At 46.6% G+C, this 18,221-nt stretch carries 16 protein-coding genes and 1 pseudogene; 1 reads left to right on the forward strand and 16 read right to left on the reverse strand.

The window, feature by feature from the left end; translation table 11 throughout:
- Window positions 1-75 precede the first annotated feature (75 nt).
- The 4 genes from topA to sucC form a co-directional block, all read right to left on the reverse strand.
- Window positions 76-2,148 carry a type I DNA topoisomerase gene (topA, locus tag DT065_RS03320; RefSeq protein WP_114370870.1) on the reverse strand — a complete coding sequence of 691 codons (2,073 nt, stop codon included), beginning with the start codon at window positions 2,146-2,148 and terminating at the stop codon, window positions 76-78.
- A 231-nt stretch (window positions 2,149-2,379) separates the two neighbouring features.
- On the reverse strand, window positions 2,380-3,234 hold the full coding sequence (gene dprA / locus DT065_RS03325; RefSeq protein WP_114370872.1) for a DNA-processing protein DprA: 855 nt from the start codon (window positions 3,232-3,234) through the stop codon (window positions 2,380-2,382).
- A 122-nt stretch (window positions 3,235-3,356) separates the two neighbouring features.
- Complete coding sequence (sucD, locus tag DT065_RS03330; protein ID WP_114370873.1) at window positions 3,357-4,271, reverse strand: succinate--CoA ligase subunit alpha; 915 nt, start codon at window positions 4,269-4,271, stop codon at window positions 3,357-3,359.
- Window positions 4,272-4,288: 17 nt separating this feature from the next.
- The gene (gene sucC / locus DT065_RS03335; RefSeq protein ID WP_114370875.1) at window positions 4,289-5,449 is read right to left on the reverse strand and encodes an ADP-forming succinate--CoA ligase subunit beta; all 1,161 of its coding nucleotides are present in this window, start codon (window positions 5,447-5,449) and stop codon (window positions 4,289-4,291) included.
- 172 nt (window positions 5,450-5,621) lie between these two features.
- On the opposite strand from sucC, the gene DT065_RS03345 reads away from it, so the two are divergent.
- Window positions 5,622-6,527 (forward strand): nuclease-related domain-containing protein, encoded by a 906-nt coding sequence (locus tag DT065_RS03345; protein WP_114370879.1) that lies wholly within the window; start codon window positions 5,622-5,624, stop codon window positions 6,525-6,527.
- Between the two features lie 269 nt (window positions 6,528-6,796).
- Here the strand turns inward: DT065_RS03345 and DT065_RS03350 are convergent, their stop codons facing one another.
- The 12 genes and pseudogenes from DT065_RS03350 to DT065_RS03405 all read right to left on the reverse strand — a co-directional run bounded on the left by DT065_RS03350 (window position 6,797) and on the right by DT065_RS03405 (window position 18,216).
- Complete coding sequence (locus DT065_RS03350; RefSeq protein ID WP_114376044.1) at window positions 6,797-7,642, reverse strand: 3-hydroxyacyl-CoA dehydrogenase NAD-binding domain-containing protein; 846 nt, start codon at window positions 7,640-7,642, stop codon at window positions 6,797-6,799.
- Window positions 7,643-7,652: 10 nt separating this feature from the next.
- Window positions 7,653-8,840 (reverse strand): thiolase family protein, encoded by a 1,188-nt coding sequence (locus DT065_RS03355; protein ID WP_114370881.1) that lies wholly within the window; start codon window positions 8,838-8,840, stop codon window positions 7,653-7,655.
- A 15-nt stretch (window positions 8,841-8,855) separates the two neighbouring features.
- A complete protein-coding gene (locus DT065_RS03360) occupies window positions 8,856-9,632 on the reverse strand; it encodes an enoyl-CoA hydratase/isomerase family protein (protein ID WP_114370883.1) in 777 nt (258 codons plus the stop codon).
- Window positions 9,633-9,682: 50 nt separating this feature from the next.
- Window positions 9,683-10,228, reverse strand: a complete 546-nt coding sequence (locus tag DT065_RS03365; RefSeq protein WP_114370884.1) for a 3-hydroxyacyl-CoA dehydrogenase family protein — start codon at window positions 10,226-10,228, stop codon at window positions 9,683-9,685.
- Window positions 10,228-11,841, reverse strand: a complete 1,614-nt coding sequence (locus DT065_RS03370) for a long-chain-fatty-acid--CoA ligase (protein WP_114370885.1) — start codon at window positions 11,839-11,841, stop codon at window positions 10,228-10,230. The genes DT065_RS03365 and DT065_RS03370 overlap by 1 nt, the downstream gene beginning before the upstream one ends.
- Window positions 11,842-11,845: 4 nt before the next feature.
- Window positions 11,846-12,994, reverse strand: a complete 1,149-nt coding sequence (locus DT065_RS03375) for an acyl-CoA dehydrogenase family protein (protein WP_114370886.1) — start codon at window positions 12,992-12,994, stop codon at window positions 11,846-11,848.
- A 220-nt stretch (window positions 12,995-13,214) separates the two neighbouring features.
- A complete protein-coding gene (locus DT065_RS03380; protein ID WP_114370887.1) occupies window positions 13,215-13,460 on the reverse strand; it encodes a type II toxin-antitoxin system RelE/ParE family toxin in 246 nt (81 codons plus the stop codon).
- Between the two features lie 129 nt (window positions 13,461-13,589).
- Entirely contained in the window at window positions 13,590-14,705 is a 1,116-nt protein-coding gene (locus DT065_RS03385) for an RNA-guided endonuclease TnpB family protein (protein ID WP_114376046.1), read from the reverse strand.
- Window positions 14,706-14,720: 15 nt separating this feature from the next.
- Window positions 14,721-15,074, reverse strand: a pseudogene (tnpA, locus tag DT065_RS03390) (IS200/IS605 family transposase); the annotation flags it as partial.
- A gap of 148 nt (window positions 15,075-15,222) precedes the next feature.
- A complete protein-coding gene (locus DT065_RS03395) occupies window positions 15,223-15,468 on the reverse strand; it encodes a hypothetical protein (RefSeq protein ID WP_114370888.1) in 246 nt (81 codons plus the stop codon).
- Window positions 15,469-15,602: 134 nt separating this feature from the next.
- On the reverse strand, window positions 15,603-15,950 hold the full coding sequence (locus DT065_RS03400; protein ID WP_114370889.1) for a helix-turn-helix domain-containing protein: 348 nt from the start codon (window positions 15,948-15,950) through the stop codon (window positions 15,603-15,605).
- A 634-nt stretch (window positions 15,951-16,584) separates the two neighbouring features.
- The gene (locus DT065_RS03405) at window positions 16,585-18,216 is read right to left on the reverse strand and encodes a sigma-54 interaction domain-containing protein (protein ID WP_114370890.1); all 1,632 of its coding nucleotides are present in this window, start codon (window positions 18,214-18,216) and stop codon (window positions 16,585-16,587) included.
- Window positions 18,217-18,221 lie beyond the last annotated feature (5 nt).

Raw genomic sequence — 18,221 nt, forward strand, 5'->3', positions numbered from 1 at the left:
ATGGAAAACCCCTTCCGATGACAAGGGGCTTTCCTGTACATTAAGGAAATTGTCACTAAATCGTACACAATTGTGCTAGTTTGGGTCCTCGCGATAGTCGCATTCCGAGCATTGCACCCGTACCGTTTTTTTGGCTTTTTTCTCGACGAGGAGGCTTTGACACTTTGGGCACGGCCGTGCAATTGGCTTATCCCAAGACACGAATTCGCACGCAGGGTAACGATCACAGCCGTAGAATGTCCGTTGTTTTTTGCTTTTTCTCTCCACAACGTTCCCTTCTTTACACCGTGGACATTTTACGCCGATCGGCTTTAAGATCGCTTTTGTGTTCCGGCAATCGGGAAAGTTGGAGCAGGCCATAAATCTTCCATATCTTCCCATTTTGTATACCATGGGATGCTCACATCTTTCACAATCTTCCCCTACCGGTTCATCTTTGATTTCCACTTCTTCCATTTCCTGATCGGCGACTTTTAATCGTTTTTCAAACCCTTGGTAGAAGGTGTCGATGATCTCGATCCAGTTTTCTTTTCCTTCCTCCACGTCATCCAGGTCCGATTCCATCTGGGCGGTAAACTCCACGTTTAAGATTTCGGGGAAAAACTCGACGATGAGATCAAGAACAATCTCTCCAAGCTCCGTCGGCACGAAACGACGGTCCTGCAGCGCGACGTATCCGCGTCTTTGAACGGTATCCAACGTTGGTGCGTACGTGGAAGGACGACCGATCCCGAGTTCTTCCATCGTTCGTACGAGACGCGCTTCCGTGTACCTTGGGGGCGGTTGCGTAAAATGTTGAGTCGGCTCCAACGTTTTTTTTGTCGCCGTATTTCCTTCTTCGAGCGCTGGAAGCAGTTTGCTTTCTTCTTTTTTGTTATCATCGCTGCCCTCCACATAGACTTTCATGAAACCTTGAAACTTTATCTTAGACCCTGTTGCCCGAAAGATCATTCCGCCATTTTCTAAATCAGCCGTCATCGTATCCATAACCGCAGGCGCCATACGACTCGCCATCAAACGTTCCCAAATCAGGCGGTAGAGTCTTAATTGATCCCTGCTCAAGTAGTCTTTGAGTGCTTTTGGTTCACGAGCGACAAACGTTGGACGAATCGCTTCGTGGGCGTCTTGGGTGTTCTCTCCCTGTTTCTTTTGTTTTCGGTCGGTGCCTACATATTCCTTTCCATATTTTTCTTGAATGTAGGTCCTCGCTTCTTCTTTGGCCGTTTCGGAAATACGGGTGGAGTCGGTACGCATATACGTAATCAGACCGACGGTGCCTTCTTTGCCAAGCTCTATCCCTTCGTACAATTGCTGGGCCACCATCATCGTCTTTTTTGCCCGGAAATTAAGCTTTCGAGCCGCTTCCTGCTGGAGTGATGAGGTGATAAACGGCTGCACGGGATTTCGTCGACGTTCTTTTTTCTGCACGGAAGCGATGGTAAAATCGTCCCCTTTTATTCGACCCAAAACACCATCCACATCTTCTTTTGTCTTCAAAGCCTCTTTTTTGTTTCCTTTTCCGTGAAATTGGGCTTCGAATGTTTCTTTTCCATACGAAAAGGTTCCTTTTATATTCCAGTACTCTTCAGGTTCAAACTGTTGAATTTCTCTCTCCCGATCATTAATCATCTTTACGGCAATTGATTGTACACGTCCGGCGCTTAATCCTTTTTTCACTTTTTTCCAAAGCAACGGACTGATGTTGTATCCAACGAGCCGGTCCAAAATTCGACGTGCTTGCTGGGCATCAACGAGATCCGTATTAATGGTGCGCGGGTTTTTGAATGCTTCCTGAATCGCCGGCTTGGTAATTTCATTAAACACAACCCGGCAAGGCGTTTCTTCATCGATTCCCAAGCTGAATGCCAAATGCCAGGCAATCGCTTCTCCTTCACGGTCGGGGTCCGCAGCAAGATAGACTTTTTTTGCTTTTTTTGCTGCTTGTTTCAATTCTTGTAAAATCGGGCCTTTCCCGCGAATCGTAATGTATTTTGGATCATACCTCTTATCCACATCCACACCCATTTGTGATTTTGGCAAATCACGCACGTGTCCCATCGATGCTTTCACCGTATATTTTTTTCCTAAATACTTTCCAATTGTTTTTGCTTTAGCGGGAGATTCAACGATTACAAGGTAATCTGCCATCTCTTTAGTTTCCTCCCCCCTGATAAGGTTACTCGAAAGCCTGTGGCCGCGTAAAAGTGCGCTACATTTGCCTGTAGACCCATGCGACGATGGCTTCAAGACGAAGTTGCAGGGCTTTTTGAAGCTATTCAAATTTTAATGTAAAACCTTCCTCATTATTAAACAACAATTTCACGTTTGTCAAACAAAGTATTTTGGAAAGGGGAAGAATTTTTCGAATTCAAGAGAGGGTTATAGATCCGAGGGCCGCAGGACAATCGCTGCCCCTTGTTCAATCAAACGGTTGGTGCCCATGGACGTTTCGCTGTAAATCGTACCGGGAAGCGCGCAAACATCTCGCCCTTGTTCCAATGCTTGATCAACGGTAATGAGCGTCCCTGAGCGCTCACCGGCTTCCACAACGAATAAGCGGTCACTGAGGGCACTGATGATGCGATTGCGTTCCGGAAAATGCCATTTTTGCGGGCGACGGCCCGGGGGATACTCGGAGATGAGCAAATGATTTTGCGCTAACGTTTCTGCAAGTGCCTTATTTTCGCGGGGATAAATGTGAAAGAAACCTCCGGCAATGACGGCAACCGTCTTACCTTTTGCAAGGATTGCCCGTCGGTGGGCGATGGTGTCGATGCCTCTCGCCAGGCCGCTCACGATGACACGTCCCGATTGAATAACCGGGGGAAGCAGTTCCTCAGTGGCTCGGATGCCATAATTGCTCGGCTTGCGTGTGCCGATCACGGCCAACGTCTCTTCCTTGCATAAAGAAACATCGCCTTTGCAGTAGATAACCCAAGGCGGGTCGGGCATTTGCTTCAAGCGCCACGGATAGGCAGGGTCGTCCTTCGTGATCGCGGTGATCCCCGCTTCTTCCATGTTTCTCATTTGTTCGACAATGGAGGTGCTTTTCCAATAGGTGTACCAGACGCGCGCCGTCTTCGAGTGGCAGCCGGTAAGGTGTACTAATTCATCGGGGGAATAGTCGGAATAACGTTCCAGGCGAGGAGTGTCTGCATGCAAGCGCTGTAGTGCACGCCAGGTCATGCCGGGGGCGAGATGAGCGTGGAGCAATCGTTGTCGGTACGAGGACATAGCGTCTCCTTCCCAAAAAAGATATAGATCATGTGTTCGGTTTTATTATAGCACACGCAAAAGAAAAGTCAAGCAGAAAAAAAGACACCTGCCATCTTTTTATGACAGATGCCTTTTCGGCATTAATTGCGCGGTTCATGCGTTAAGCATGCATCATACAAATTGTTTTCTTTCAACGTTTCGATCATCGTCTCTCCGATGATTGCCGGTGTTTCAGCGATGGCAATGCCGCTTTCAGCCATGGTCTTTTTCTTTTCATCCGCTGTGCCTTTGCCGCCGGAGATAATCGCACCCGCGTGGCCCATGCGTTTTCCAGGCGGTGCAGTGGCGCCACCGATAAAGCCGACGACCGGCTTGTTCATGTTTGCTTGCACCCACTCGGCTGCTTCTTCTTCCGCCGTTCCGCCGATCTCTCCGATCATAACGACCGCTTTTGTGTCATCATCTTCATTGAATAGTTTCAATGTATCGATGAAATCAGTCCCGTTCACCGGATCGCCACCGATGCCAACGGCTGTGGACTGTCCGACGCCGGCCGCGGATAATTGATCCACCGCTTCATACGTGAGCGTCCCGGAACGAGAAACGACGCCAACGTGTCCTTTTTGATGAATGTAGCCGGGCATAATGCCGATTTTACATTCATCTGGCGTGATGACACCTGGGCAATTTGGCCCAATTAACCGAGTCTTTTTCCCTTCCATATAACGTTTCACTTTCAACATATCGATCACGGGAATGCCTTCCGTGATACAAATAACGACATCAAGTTCGGCATCCACCGCTTCAAAGATCGCGTCTGCAGCGAGTCCCGGTGGAACGTAGATAACGGACGCGGTGGCTCCCGTTGCGTCGACAGCTTCTGAAACAGTGTTGAACACCGGGACTCCTTCAATTTCGGTGCCGCCTTTTTTCGGCGTAACGCCGCCCACAATTTGCGTCCCGTATTCGATCGCTTGTTTTGTATGAAAGAGGCCGGTGGACCCGGTAATCCCTTGAACAATCACTTTTGTATCTTTATTAATTAAGACACTCATAGTCGCGTGCCGCCTTTCTATTTTACTAAATCTACGATTTTCTCGGCACCATCTGCCATAGAGTCTGCAGCGGTAATGTTTAAGCCTGATTCTTCGAGAATTTTCTTGCCTTCGTCAACGTTCGTGCCTTCCAAACGGACAACAAGCGGCATCGTTAGGCCGATTTCTTTTGTTGCCGTCACAACACCTTCCGCGATGACGTCACACTTCATGATGCCACCGAAAATATTGACGTAAATGCCTTTCACATGTTCATCTTCAAGGATGATTTTAAAAGCGGCTGTCACTTTCTCGGCTGTTGCGCCGCCGCCCACGTCAAGGAAGTTGGCCGGTTCGCCGCCGTTATGCTTAATGATATCCATCGTCGACATGGCAAGGCCTGCGCCGTTAACCATACAACCGATGTTTCCATCCAAAGCAATGTAACTAAGGTCGTATTTGGATGCTTCGATTTCTTTCGGATCCTCTTCATCCAGGTCGCGAAGTTCCTGGATATCATTTTGGCGATAAAGGGCGTTGTCATCAAAGTTGAGCTTCGCGTCAAGCGCCAAAACGTCGCCGTCTTTTGTCGTCACAAGCGGATTAATCTCGGCAACGGAGCCATCTTTTTCCATGAACACGTCATAAAGCCCGCTCATAAACTTAACCGCTTTTCCGAGCGAATCGTTCGGAATGTTCATGTTAAACGCGAGTCGTCGAGCCTGGAATCCTTGCAGGCCAATCGCCGGGTCGATAAATTCCTTGAAGATTTTCTCGGGAGTTTCGGCCGCCACCTCTTCAATCTCGGTGCCGCCTTCTTCAGATCCCATCAAGACGATACGGGAAGTGCTACGGTCCAACACCAAACCGATGTAATACTCTTTGTCAATGTCACAGCCCTCTTCGATGAGCAATCGTTTTACTTCTTTTCCTTCAGGGCCAGTCTGATGAGTGACGAGTGTTTTGCCGAGAATCTCTTCGGCGTATGTACGCACTTCCTCCTCATTCTTTGCTATTTTTACACCGCCAGCATTGCCGCGGCCGCCGGCGTGAATTTGCGCCTTCACGACGCGCACGTCCGTTTTCAATGAACGGGCTTTTTCGACGGCTTCTTCCACAGAGAAAGCCTCATGCCCCGCCGGTACAGCGACGCCGTACTGTCTGAGGAGATCTTTACTCTGGTACTCATGAATATTCATGTTCTGTCCATCCTCCCTATGAGTACTTTTCAATTCGTTCTAGCTACCTTTGCACACATTTTTTATGATACCAGTCTTTTGAAAAAGAATAAAGGGGAGGGTTCGGGAATATTCTTGTTTATTCCCGTTTTTTCTCTTATGATAAAAATAATAAGTCGAAAGGAGATGAGTAATGAACCTTAAAGATAGGGAAGAACCTATTGAATTAAAATATTTCAGATTCTTGAAAGGACGAATGTTTCTCTCGTCAGACGAAAAACAACAATACGCCAACGTTCAAAAGGGGTTTGAAGGTGAGGTAAAATTTGATCGTTGGATTGAGCAAAATCTATCGTGCGATTATCTTCTAGTTAAGGGTTTGTTGCTCGAACACAGAGGGGAATTATTTCAAATTGATACCCTTCTTATTTTTTCTAGGGAAATTTATCTCTTTAACGTGAAAAATCATGTCGGTGATTATTATAGTAATGAAGACAAATGGCACTTCATGTCCGGTGCTGAAATCAAAAGTCCCCTTCTTCAGTTGCAACGAAGTGATTTTCTCCTTCAACAATTGCTTCGAAAACTTGAAACAAACACCACGATTAAACCCTCCCTTGTTTTTATTCACCCTGAATTCATCTTGTATAACGCTCCCCCAAAACTGCCTGTCCTTTTTTCCGGCCAACTTAATCGATTTAAGAAGACATTGAACAGCAAGCCTTCGAAAATAGATCGAAAACATGAAAGACTTGCCGAACGATTGGTTTCATTGCACTTGGATCATTCACCGCATACCCGGTGGCCGGACTACGACTTTCAGCAGTTGAAAAAAGGGGTGACTTGTATTAAATGCGCAACTTTTATGTCCGACAAAGAGAGAAAGTGGAAATGTACCGGTTGCGGCCACGAGGAAGACAACGAAACAGCCATTCTGCGAAATGCAAAGGAATATCATTTTCTTTTTCCGGATAAAAAAATGATCACAAACGTGATGAGTGAATGGTGCGAGATCAATGGTTCCAAGAAAAAAATAAGAAGAGTTCTATCAAAACATTTCAGGCACCTTAGTCAAGGGAGAGGTTCATATTATGTTTAGTTACGATCACGGTTACTTAGTGTCGTTGATTTTTACCGCTGACCGGATACCAATGACACGATTAGTGACCCTTTAATCGATTCCCCCTCGACTGTTCGGGTGTTAATTGTATGATTAGTGACCCTTCGAGCGTGTTTTTGCCTCTGTTCGGGTGCTAATGACTCGGTTAGTGACCCTTCAACCCGGTTTTCACTGCTGTTCGGGTCCTAACCCACAATTGTACGCCTTCGCTCGAGCGATACATGTAAAAAAACCGCCGGCGCAAGCGCCTAGCGGTAATTGTAAAACCCTTCTCCAGATTTCCAGCCTAATTTGCCGGCTTTCACGTACTTAATGAGGAGCGGGCAAGGCCGGTATTTTTCGCCTAATGTTTCATATAAATAATTCATGTTCCGCAGGCGGCTATCAAGACCGACGAGGTCTGCCAATTCAAGCGGGCCCATCGGGTGATTCAAGCCGAGCTTAAGCGCTTTGTCGATGTCTTCGGCTGAAGCGACGCCTTCCATGTACATGTTCATCGCCTCATTTCCGATCAGACAGTTCATGCGGCTCGTTACAAAGCCCGGAAATTCGTTGACTTCCACCGTTTCCTTGTTCATTTTTTCCCCGAGATCCTGAACAATCCGCACCGTTTCTTCGGAAGTATCCAACCCTTTAATGATCTCGATTAATTTCATTTTGTGAACCGGATTGAAAAAGTGCATGGCAATCACTTTCTCGGGGCGGTTCGTACTCGCGCCGATCTCGGTCGGGCTGAGCGTCGATGTATTCGTCGCCAAAACCGTATGATTCGGGCAATACTCGTCAAGCTTCCGGAAAATATCGACTTTTAACGGGATTTCTTCCAACACTGCTTCAATAACGACGTCTGCATCATGTACAGCTTCTTGCAGATCATTTTCATAGTTTAATTGTTGTTTTGCCGCTTCTGCCTGATCGCCATCGATAAAACCCTTGTCCGCGCTTTTTTGTAGCAATTCCTCGATAGAGGCTTCCGCCTGCTTGAGATTGGAATCATCGATATCATGGAGTTTCACTTTGAAGCCGCTTAAAGCAGCCGTATAGGCAATGCCCCTGCCCATCGTTCCGGCTCCCACGACACTCATCTGTTGCAACACCATCACCTTACCTTTCAATCATCAAAGCCATGCCTTGACCGCCGCCGACGCACAAAGTCGCGACGCCGAACCGCTCATTTTTTCGCTTCATTTCGTACAGGAGCGAAGTGGTAATTCGCGCGCCTGTAGCTCCGAGCGGGTGCCCTAAAGCGATGGCGCCGCCGTTGCGATTCACATCTTCTTCCGGAAGCCCTAGTTCACGAATGACCGCCAAAGACTGGGAGGCAAACGCTTCATTCAGCTCCCATACACCGATGTTTTCTTTTTGCTTGCCTGTCCGCTCCAACAACTGCTCGACCGCCGGTACGGGGCCGATCCCCATCACTTCCGGGTCGACGCCCACAGCCGTCCAATCCACAATCGTCGCCATCGGGGTCACGCCGAGCGCATCTGCCTTTTCTTTCGTCATCAACACGAGTGCGGATGCGCCGTCATTGCGGCCACAGGCGTTCCCCGCCGTAACCGATCCATCAGCTTTAAACGCCGGTTTCAATGACGCGAGTTTCTCCGGAGACGTCTCCCGCGGGTGCTCGTCAACGGAAAACGTAAATGAACGCTTCCGTTCTTTCACTTCCACCGGTACGATTTCTTCCGCAAACGTCTCGTTGTCAAGGGCACGTTTCGCCCGCTCCTGGCTTTCAAATGCAAAGGCGTCTTGATCTTCACGGCTGATCTCATAGCCCTCCGCGACATTCTCCGCGGTCGCCCCCATGCCAAGTTTGTCGCCATAAATTTCCATCGGTTGCTGCCCGGCTTCCAGGTTGGAATCCACGAGTTTCTGCACCCCTTCGCCATAACGGGTGTTACGCAAATACATGGGCGCCTGGCTCATATTTTCCGTCCCACCGGCAACAACGACATCTGCCTGTCCGAACAAGATTTGTTGGACCCCGGAACCAATGGCCTGCATGCTGGAAGCGCACAGACGATTGACCGTAAACGCCGGTTTACTCTCCGGTATCCCTGCTCGCAAAGCGGCAACCCGGGCCACATTTGACGAAGCGGTCGTTTGCCGAACTTCGCCAAGGATGACTTCATCCACATCTTCTTTTTCAATCCCTGCTCTAGCCACCGCTTCTTTAATCACCGTGCTGCCGAGGTGCCCGCTGTCGACATTCCGCAGCGATCCCCCCGCGCGCCCGACGGCGGTTCGCACGGCGCTCGCGATCACAATCTCTTTATTTTCAACCTTCAATTGCTTTCACCCTTTCTATTTTCCTTGAAAATTCGCCTGTCTTTTTTCCAAAAATGCGCTTGTCCCTTCATACTTGTCATCGGATTGAAAAGCCACGGCCTGCGCAAGTTTTTCCAACATTTCAGCGGTTTTCAGATCCGAATCCGCACCCCGGGTCACGACCATTTTTGCGAGACGAACGGCAAGCGGCCCTTTCGCGGAGATATCGGCGGTGATCTCCCGCACTTTTTCCTCGAGTGCTTCCGGTTCGGCCACATCGTTGACGAGCCCGATGCGATGGGCCTCGTCAGCCGCGATCAATTTCCCTCGTAAAATCATTTCAACGGCTTTCCCTTTTCCGACGAGCCGGCTCAAACGCTGCGTCCCGCCGGCACCGGGGATAATCCCTAAATTCAATTCCGGCAGTCCGATCTTCGCTTTCGCGCTCGCCACGCGAATATCGCAGGCCAAGGCCAACTCACAGCCGCCCCCGGCCGCAACGCCGTTGATCATGGCGATTGTCGGCTTTTCATAGTCTGCCAGTTTATCATAAACATCTTGCATGCCGGGAGAGAGCGCATCGAGTGCTTCTTTATCTCTCAGTTGTGTGATATCTGCCCCGGCTGCAAATGCTTTCTCACCTGCTCCTGTGAAAATAACGCCGTCGACGTCGTCACGCCGGTCAACGTCATCGAGCGCGGTTTCCATTTCTTCCAACACTTGTGCGTTCAGAGCGTTCCGCACATCCGGCCGGTTGATCGTGATCGTCGCCCACCGGTCTTCGACGTTTAATTGAATCAGTTCAACATCCATTTTTTATCTCTCCTTTGGGTGTTGCGCTTCGTAGAATCTGTCACTTTCAATCACACGTGTAAAATCCTATCCCCGCTTTGCGTCCAAGCATTCAATTTTTTCCCAAAATCCATCGCCGTTTCCGCCGTCTCATCCGACGTATGGGGCCCCTTAACAACGTCAATCAATTCCAGGTTGAAAAAATGAAAATGACACACTTGCGCCGGCCGCTCGGTGGCATCCGCGATACTGGAACTATACGTCGCGAAAATCGCGTGCGCGGGCGCATACTGATCGATGCTTTTAAACATATCTCTTTTTATCGATCGATCTTTGATCTCTGCTTCGATGACGAAATCGGATTCGTTAACAGCGCTTTCAAGTTCAGGTTCAAAAAAGAGGCGGGCAAAAGAATCCTCCAAGTCTTGCCACGACAGTTTGCCTTTTTCGACTTTACGTTGTAAGTGTTGACTGATCTCTTCCATATTTTTCGAAAACGTTTCTTCATGACGATCATGAATGTTCACATCAAAACCGGCAAGCGCGCATACAGCGGCGATTTGCGAGCCCGTAGCGCCGCCACCGATGACTGCTACTTTCCGGATGGATTGTACCATTACTGGCTCCTTTCTTTTTCCATGTGATCCATCGTTTCCTTCACGAGTTGGCGACGTAATATTTTTCCGACACTCGTTTTCGGCAGTGACGTGCGAAAATCAATGATTTTCGGTACTTTGTAACTCGCCATACGTTTTTTACACCAAGCAGTCAGTGCTTCTGATGTTAGCGATTCTCCTTCTTTGCAAACAACAGATGCTTTTAACGTCTCCCCGCGATAAGGATCGGGCACACCATATACAACAAGCTCGCGAATGCTCGGATGCCCATACATAATCTCTTCAACTTCACTCGGGTAAATATTGAACCCGCTGCCGATGACCATTTCTTTTTTCCTGCCGACAATATAAAAGTACCCTTCTTCATCCACTTCGGCAATATCCCCGGTTGCGAACCAGCCATTTTGCAACTGGGCATCCGTCTCTTCCTGCTCGTCCCAATAACCGAGCATCACCTGGGGGCCCTTGATCCACAACTCCCCTTCTTGACCGATCGCCACCGGCTCTTTCGTATCGAGATCAACGATTTCACAGTCTGTGCCCGGAAGCGGGAGCCCGATGCTTCCCGACTTTCGTTTTCCTCTGAACGGGTTTCGATGCGTCGTCGGCGACGTTTCCGACAACCCGTATCCTTCCGATATGACGCCGCTTGTCATCTGCTCGACTTTGTGCAAGACTTCGACGGGCAAAGGGGCGCTTCCACTCGTCATAATTTTGATTGAATCAAGGGCGATCGGGTGTTTCTCTGCATAGCCCAGTAACCCGATGTACATCGTTGGGACAGCGGGAAAATACGTCGGCCGATAGCGTTCGACCATATCTACCGCATCTTCCACCGTCCATTTACGCATGCAAATGATCGTCGCCGCGGCAAACACGCCTTGGTTGATCACGCTCGACATGGCCATCACATGATAAAAAGGCGCCGCACCCATAAAAACTTCGCCGGGCCTTTGCAACGTATTTGCAGTAAAGGCAAACGTTTGCAGGACGTTTGCGACTAAATTGTAATGGGTCAACACCGCTCCTTTCGGCGAACCCGTCGTCCCGCCCGTAAATTGAATCAACGCCGGATCTTTTTTGGGTTCGATGACCGCCTTAGGAATCTGCTCCGCGCTCTGCACTCGATCAATGAGATCATGAAATTGATCGTCGTTCTCTCCGGCGGATTCACGATCAATAAAAATTGGAAATTTCACTGATGCGGCAGCGGTTAATTTTTCTTTTTGCTTCGATTCCCCGATGACGACGAGCGGTTCTGTTTTTGCAAAAATATGGGAGAGTTCGCTTTCCTGATACATCGGGTTCACCTGAACAGCGATGCCGCCCAAGCGTTGAACCGCGAAATGGCTGATGATATATTCCACACAGTTTGGAAGCATGAGAGCGACGCGGTCCCCTTTTTGCAATCCCAAATTGTGCAAAGCCATTGCAAAACGATCAACTTCTTCTTTTAATTCGTCATACGTGTAGGTGAAATTGCCATCAATGACCGCGAGAACGGAGCCATAATCAGCAGTGGTTCTTTCCAAAAAATCATATAACGAAAGATTGGGTACATCGATGTCCGCGGGCACATGTTCAGGGTAATGGTCCAGCCATATTCGTTCCATGGCCTTACGACCCTTTCAACATATTCTTCGAGATAATCAACCTTTGAATTTCATTTGTGCCTTCGTAAATTTTCGTGATTCGCGCGTCCCGATAAAAACGTTCAGCCGGATACTCAGCCATATAACCCATGCCGCCGTGAATTTGTACCGCTTTGTCAGCCACTTTGTTATACGTTTCCGTTGCAAACAGCTTAGCCATCGAGCTTTCTTTGATCGCTTTTTCGCCTTGGTCAATGAGCCACGCGGCCCGGTAAGTCATTGTTTTCGCCGCTTCCGTTTCCGTCTCCATTTCCGCGAGCATCCATTGAATTGCTTGTTGTTTGGAGATCGGTTTGCCGAATTGTTTTCGCTCTTCGGCGTACTCCATTGATAAATCGATCAATTTTTTCGAAGAACCGACCGAACGGGCGGCAAGTCCGACACGTCCTTCGCCTAAAATCGTAAGCGCCGATACGTAGCCCATGCCGACTTCACCAATCACGTTTTCATCGGGAACTTCACAGTTTTCAAAGATGACTTGGCTCGTGTGCGACCCTCTTAAGCCCATTTTTTTGTCTGGTTTTCCGACCGTGATACCCGGAAAATCCTTTTCGATAACAAAAGCGGTGATGCCGCCTTTCGCGCCTTTTTCTTTGTCAGTCAAAGCGAAAACGGTGAACACATCGGCGATCGGCGCATTCGTGATAAAATGCTTCGTGCCGTTAACAATCCATTTATCACCTTTTTTCTCTGCGGTCGTTCCAAGATTGGTCGCATCCGATCCAGCTCCCGGTTCGGAAAGGGCAAAACAACCGATTTTGCGCCCAGCTGCCAAATCAGGCAAATATTTTTGTTTCAGCTCTTCCGATGCCAGGCGCACCAATCCGGTGCTGCCGATCCCGGTGTGGGCGCCGATGAGCGATACATAGCCATTGTGCGTGCGCCCCAGCTGCTCATAGACGATGCATTTCCCAACCGTATCAAGGCCAATGCCGCCATATTCTTCCGGAATGCTCAAGCCAAACAGTCCGAGTTCCTTGGCCTGATCGACAAGATGCTGTGGAATCTCATCCTCCTCTTCGATTTGCTGCGCGTACGGCTCCACTTCGTTTTCCACGAAATTTTTCACCATCATCCGCATCTGTTCATTTTCTTCGCTAATATTAAAATCCATGGTTTTTCCTCCTTAAAATTCTCATATTAAATAGTTGCAAAATACATGCCATTTTTATGAGCGTTTGAAAAGGAGAAATCACTCGCCGCGGAATCATCTATGTATGATTTGATTTAAAATTGTATCGTTGAACGTAAAAAAAAAACGGCTTCACCTCGAAACCGGTTTCAATATTCATTAGTCTTCATTCGTTCGGTCATTGAACCATTGAATAGTTTCTTCAGCAGTCACCGGTGCAGACCTCTTTATCATTTGAAAATGAATAAAAAACTTTATAGTTATCCACGAGAACTCTGTAGTTCCCTTTCCATTCTGGCTCATGTGCTGGCATTGCTTCCATCATACTCAGAATTTTATTTCTGATTTTAATCAATAATTGTTCTTTATACTCGTTTGTTTCAGACTCGGTAAAATGAATGCTTTTGATCTGTGAGAAACTTTTCTTGGCTTCTTTTGCCCATACCAAGTCCAGTGAACTACTCCCCACTTAAACACTAACGTTTTTGAAGTGGGGGCTTCTTGGGTCATTGCCCCTTTTTGATAGCTGACAAAGTTTACCAAGCGAACCCTCTTGTTCCAAGAGTTTATAGTTATATTAGGGGATTGCTAATAAGCGCAACCCTTCTTTTTTGATATTTAGTGCGGCATTATGATCTCTGTCGAGATTTAGTCCGCAATCACATTGGTACGTGCGTTCTGATAACGACATTTCTCTCATCGAGCCACAACTTGAGCAAGTCTTCGTAGACGGAAACCATTTATTTATTTTGATAAGTTGCTTCCCTTGTTCTTTTAGTTTGTAGTGTAAAAAAGAAGTGAACATTCCCCAGCCATTATCAGCGACACTTTTTCCGAATTTTAGAGCTTGTGACATTCCTTTCATGTCCAAGTCTTCGATGATAATCGCATCAAAAGATACGGCCAATGCCTTGGATTGATGATGGAGAAAATTTTTGCGTTGATTAGCGACTTTTTCTTGTATCTTTGAGACTTTCACACGTTGTTTGTTCCAATTTGAAGAATCTTTCTTTTTTCGCGAAAGTTTACGCTGTTCAGACGCTAATTTCTCAAGCATTTGCCGATAGAAACGAGGGTAATTGGCTTTCTTACCTGTTTCACTATCGACGAATAGCCCATTCATCGCAAAATCTAATCCTATAACATCTTCAATTTCTTTATTTTTAATCTCTTTTTCATATTCAGTTAGAATGGAAATATAGTATTTTCCTGATGGAGTCATCGAAATGGTGCAAGATTTGATGATGTGGCCAGAAGGAATCTCCCTGTGTTGCTTCATTTTTACCGTTTTTAGTTTAGGTAATTTGATATGACCATCAAACAACTGAATATTCCCATTTACGACATTCGTTGTGTAGCTTTGTTTATGTCGCTTGCTTTTGAATTTTGGAAACTTAGCCTTATTTTCGAAGAATGCTTTGTATGCTTTATTTAAGTTTAACTGTGCGTTTGCCAGGGCTAATGCGTCTATGTCTTTTAACCATACAAATTCTTTTTTGTACTTCGCAGGGGTCGGATGCTTTGTCTTTTTCAATGCTTCTTTATCGTCTTTCAGATTTTCATAAGTCTCTTTTCGTTCTGCTAGCATTTTATTGTAGACAAACCGAACACAACCAAACGTTTGACGTATGAATAAAGCTTGTTCATCTGTCGGGTACAAGCGAAACTTATATGCTTTATTTAATTTAGCCATAGCAAAGCCCCTCACTTCGTCCCTTTGGTTTTCAATAGACGCTTTTACCATTTCGATAGGGGAACCACCAGTGGTTAGCAAACAAAAACTTCTTGACCAAAACATTTCTCTCCATTATTTTTCCGAACATAAGGAAAATTCTTTTTAATAAGCCTTGAACTTGCGCTTTTGTAAGCGTTGATAAATTTGGACAATTCGCTATTAGGCTGTGCTTTGAAAAGAATGTGTATATGGTCACTATCATGATCCCACTCAACCAATGCAATATTATAACGCTCACCCAGCGACATTATCTCTCGCATAGTCTGAAATAGTATCATCGATAACCCTTCTTCGATATTTCACGACGAGTACAAGGTGATCATACATCAAGAACACTGAATGGTTGTTACTGTCAAATTTTGTTATATCAATCCTTACTCTTTCTAAGGCCGATTATAACATATTTGAAAGAAAAAGGGAAGGTATGTTTGGGTTAAAGTGACGCTTGAAGAGGGAGACTTCTCTCGGAAAGGCGTTAAATCTCTCCGCGTCTAATCGATTCAAGCATTTCCTCCGTTGTAAACACATTTCCTGCTGCAATATCCTGATCTGCTCGTTCGATCATTTTTTGCAATTCTGTATTATTCTCGATTTCTTTTTGTACTTCATTTTTTTTAATTGGATGAATCAAAAACTTTTTGCCTTTAATATCGATAACCATGTCTTCATTTTCATTCAGTACATCCTTTATAGCTTCAGTGCCCTCAAGTTTTTTTGCCATTGAGGATCCCTCCCTCTTTACAAGCATTATCCAGCTTTTTTCGATAAATCCAAAGCTCACGTAAATACCATAAGCATTGAGGATGCTCTTGTTCCCCACCACTTCGCCGGAATGGCTTTATATCTGCAAAAAGATCATTTAATGGAAGCAATTTCTTTATCGTCAAAAGGGCCGTCGGACAAAGGATCATAGCCCAAAGCTCGAAGCACCTTGTCATACGTTTCCCCTTTAATCCCACTATGTCCTGTCTCAATTTTGGAAATCGTGGCTTGTGTGATCGGTCTTTGGCCTTGACTACCTGCCTGTTCAGATACCAATTGAACAATATCCTCTTGGGTAAGCCCTAAATTAATGCGACGCTTCATAATTTTTTTTCCCATTTTAACAGGAAAACTTTCCAAATGTTCTTTCACGCCCGGTACTTGTTGCAACAAATCTTTTAACTTTTCATGGGAGCTATCAGGTTCTTGACGATTGACCATAAAATCCTTCCCCTTTTCATGTTTCGCGATATTGGCTATACATTCTGATAATTTGTTCACTTTCTCGGATCATCTGTTCAAATTCAGGTGGATTGAGTTCTTTCGTTTTATGCACAAAATGCGAATTTTTGTTTCTGTTTTTTATTGCACAGGAACAATTGTTTGTTTTTCTATTTCTAGTTCAGGGTGGTCGAATTATTCGGCCATAATCCAAAAACGGGTCAATGTCGAAAAAGGCATGGCGATCACCAGCTTTGACCGTATGAACCTCCCCGTGCGGACTTTTTTGGTTACTCGACCGCTGGGTTTGGCCGTATAAGCCTCTCATGCGGACTTTTTTGACCGCTTCCTTGCAGTTACTAGAAAGCAGACGTCTATGAATTGATGTAACAATCGATGAGCGGCGACTAATGTTAGGTGAATATCGATTATTTGGCGCCACAACCACCGGGTGGCGACTAATGTTAGGCGAATCTCCTTTATTTGGCGCCACAACCACCGGGTGGCGACTAATGTTAGACAAACCTCGATTATCTGGCGCCACAGCCACAGGTGATCACTTATTTCAGCTGCCAACAAAAAAAGTGCCATGGATCGGCACTTTTTTCGATACTGGATTTTCTTTTTTTTCCGCCTAACTCAACTCGTACTTCTTTAATTTCCGCACGATCGTTGCTTGGCTTGTCCCTAGTGCATCGGCGATTTCGTACGTATTTTTATAGAGTTTTAGCGCTTTGGCGAGGAGTGTTTTCTCCGATTTCTCCGTCGCTTCCTGCAATGTGGTGATCTCTTGCGGCAAGCCGTCCTCGGACGAATCGTTCCGGACATCGACGGGGAGGTCTACGATATCGATCATGTTCGTTGGAATCGTGACGACCAGGCGTTCCACCAAATTGGACAGCTCCCGGACATTTCCCTGCCAATCAAATTGATAGAAAAAATTTAACGTGGATTCGGAGAACTGTTTCCGGACGTCATATTTTTCATTATAGTGCTCGAGATAAAAATGGATGAGAGGCAAAATATCCTCGCGTCGTTCCCTGAGCGGCGGGATGTGAATCGGGATGACATTGATACGGTAATAAAGGTCCTCCCTGAATGTGCCCTCTTTGACCATTTTCTTCAAATCCCGATTCGTAGCGGCAATCACCCGCACATCAATCCACGTTGTATACGTGCTGCCGACCCTGCGGATCTCGCCTTCCTGCAACACGCGCAGTAACTTGACTTGCAACTCAAGGGGGAGCTCGCCGACTTCATCGAGAAATAATGTGCCATGGTTCGCGAGCTCGAACATCCCGGCTTTGCCTGCTTTTTGCGCACCGGAAAAGGCCCCAGCTTCATAGCCGAACAACTCGGATTCCAAAAGGGTTGGCGGAATCGCGCCGCAATTAATCTTAATAAATTCCCCTTGTTCGGAACGGAGACTTTGCTCGTGAACATGCTTGGCAAAAACGTCTTTTCCTACCCCCGTTTCGCCGAGCACGAGAATCGTGGCATCAATGTTTGCCACTCGCTCCCCGGTAAAAAAGATGTTTTTCATTTCCGCGCTCTCGCAAACAATGTCCTTCGTCACATCAGGGTTCGCCTGCATTTTATTAAGTTCTGCTTTATAAAAAGAATTCAGTTCTTTCATTTTTTGATTTTCGTCGCGAAGCTGCTTGAGGTCCGTCAAATCACGAATGTTGGTGATAACTTTTTCCACTTCACCATCTTCGTTGAAAATCGGGCTTCCGGTGAGCATCACTTCAATATCGCCTTGGCCCCGCTGGTAAACGGTCACCGGTTTTTTTTCTTCCACGACTCTAAACGTGACGGATTCTTCCAAAATTCCACGCTCAACGAGTTGGTTTACATTTTTTCCAATATAGTAATCTCTCGGGATTTTCGTAATTCGTTCAATCGCCGGGTTTGTTTTCAATGTTGTGCCTTCGGCGTCTGTGATATATATCGCATCATACGCGCTTTCCAACAAACTATTCAGTTCCCTTTCCATTTCTTCAAACTTCCGGGGATCCTCGTTCATGCCCTCGGGATAGAAAAGGTAGAAAAAATAATTATCGATCTCCGTATGTTCATATTTTTCTACCGTGTATTCCACGCCGTCCACCGTACAAGCGGAAAGTTGATCAGCTCCCGCCAAGCAACGATGGAAGGCTTCATTTGCCCGCTCATTGCTCGCGACGACGTCACCACGATCATTAACAAGAAGCATCGGGATGGGGAGATAGGACCATTCATTGGATAAGACCGCTCTTGTAGTCATCACAA

The sequence above is a fragment of the Salicibibacter kimchii genome, assembly GCF_003336365.1.
Taxonomy (GTDB): domain Bacteria; phylum Bacillota; class Bacilli; order Bacillales; family Marinococcaceae; genus Salicibibacter; species Salicibibacter kimchii.

Bases quoted from the DNA above. Each gene is read 5' to 3' on its own strand.
- topA (WP_114370870.1), bottom strand. From the start codon at position 2,148: ATGGCAGATTACCTTGTAATCGTTGAATCTCCCGCTAAAGCAAAAACA.
- dprA (WP_114370872.1), bottom strand. From the start codon at position 3,234: ATGTCCTCGTACCGACAACGATTGCTCCACGCTCATCTCGCCCCCGGC.
- sucD (WP_114370873.1), bottom strand. From the start codon at position 4,271: ATGAGTGTCTTAATTAATAAAGATACAAAAGTGATTGTTCAAGGGATT.
- sucC (WP_114370875.1), bottom strand. From the start codon at position 5,449: ATGAATATTCATGAGTACCAGAGTAAAGATCTCCTCAGACAGTACGGC.
- DT065_RS03345 (WP_114370879.1), top strand. From the start codon at position 5,622: ATGAACCTTAAAGATAGGGAAGAACCTATTGAATTAAAATATTTCAGA.
- DT065_RS03360 (WP_114370883.1), bottom strand. From the start codon at position 9,632: ATGGATGTTGAACTGATTCAATTAAACGTCGAAGACCGGTGGGCGACG.
- DT065_RS03365 (WP_114370884.1), bottom strand. From the start codon at position 10,228: ATGGTACAATCCATCCGGAAAGTAGCAGTCATCGGTGGCGGCGCTACG.
- DT065_RS03370 (WP_114370885.1), bottom strand. From the start codon at position 11,841: ATGGAACGAATATGGCTGGACCATTACCCTGAACATGTGCCCGCGGAC.
- DT065_RS03375 (WP_114370886.1), bottom strand. From the start codon at position 12,994: ATGGATTTTAATATTAGCGAAGAAAATGAACAGATGCGGATGATGGTG.
- DT065_RS03385 (WP_114376046.1), bottom strand. From the start codon at position 14,705: ATGGCTAAATTAAATAAAGCATATAAGTTTCGCTTGTACCCGACAGAT.
- DT065_RS03395 (WP_114370888.1), bottom strand. From the start codon at position 15,468: ATGGCAAAAAAACTTGAGGGCACTGAAGCTATAAAGGATGTACTGAAT.
- DT065_RS03400 (WP_114370889.1), bottom strand. From the start codon at position 15,950: ATGGTCAATCGTCAAGAACCTGATAGCTCCCATGAAAAGTTAAAAGAT.
- DT065_RS03405 (WP_114370890.1), bottom strand. From the start codon at position 18,216: ATGACTACAAGAGCGGTCTTATCCAATGAATGGTCCTATCTCCCCATC.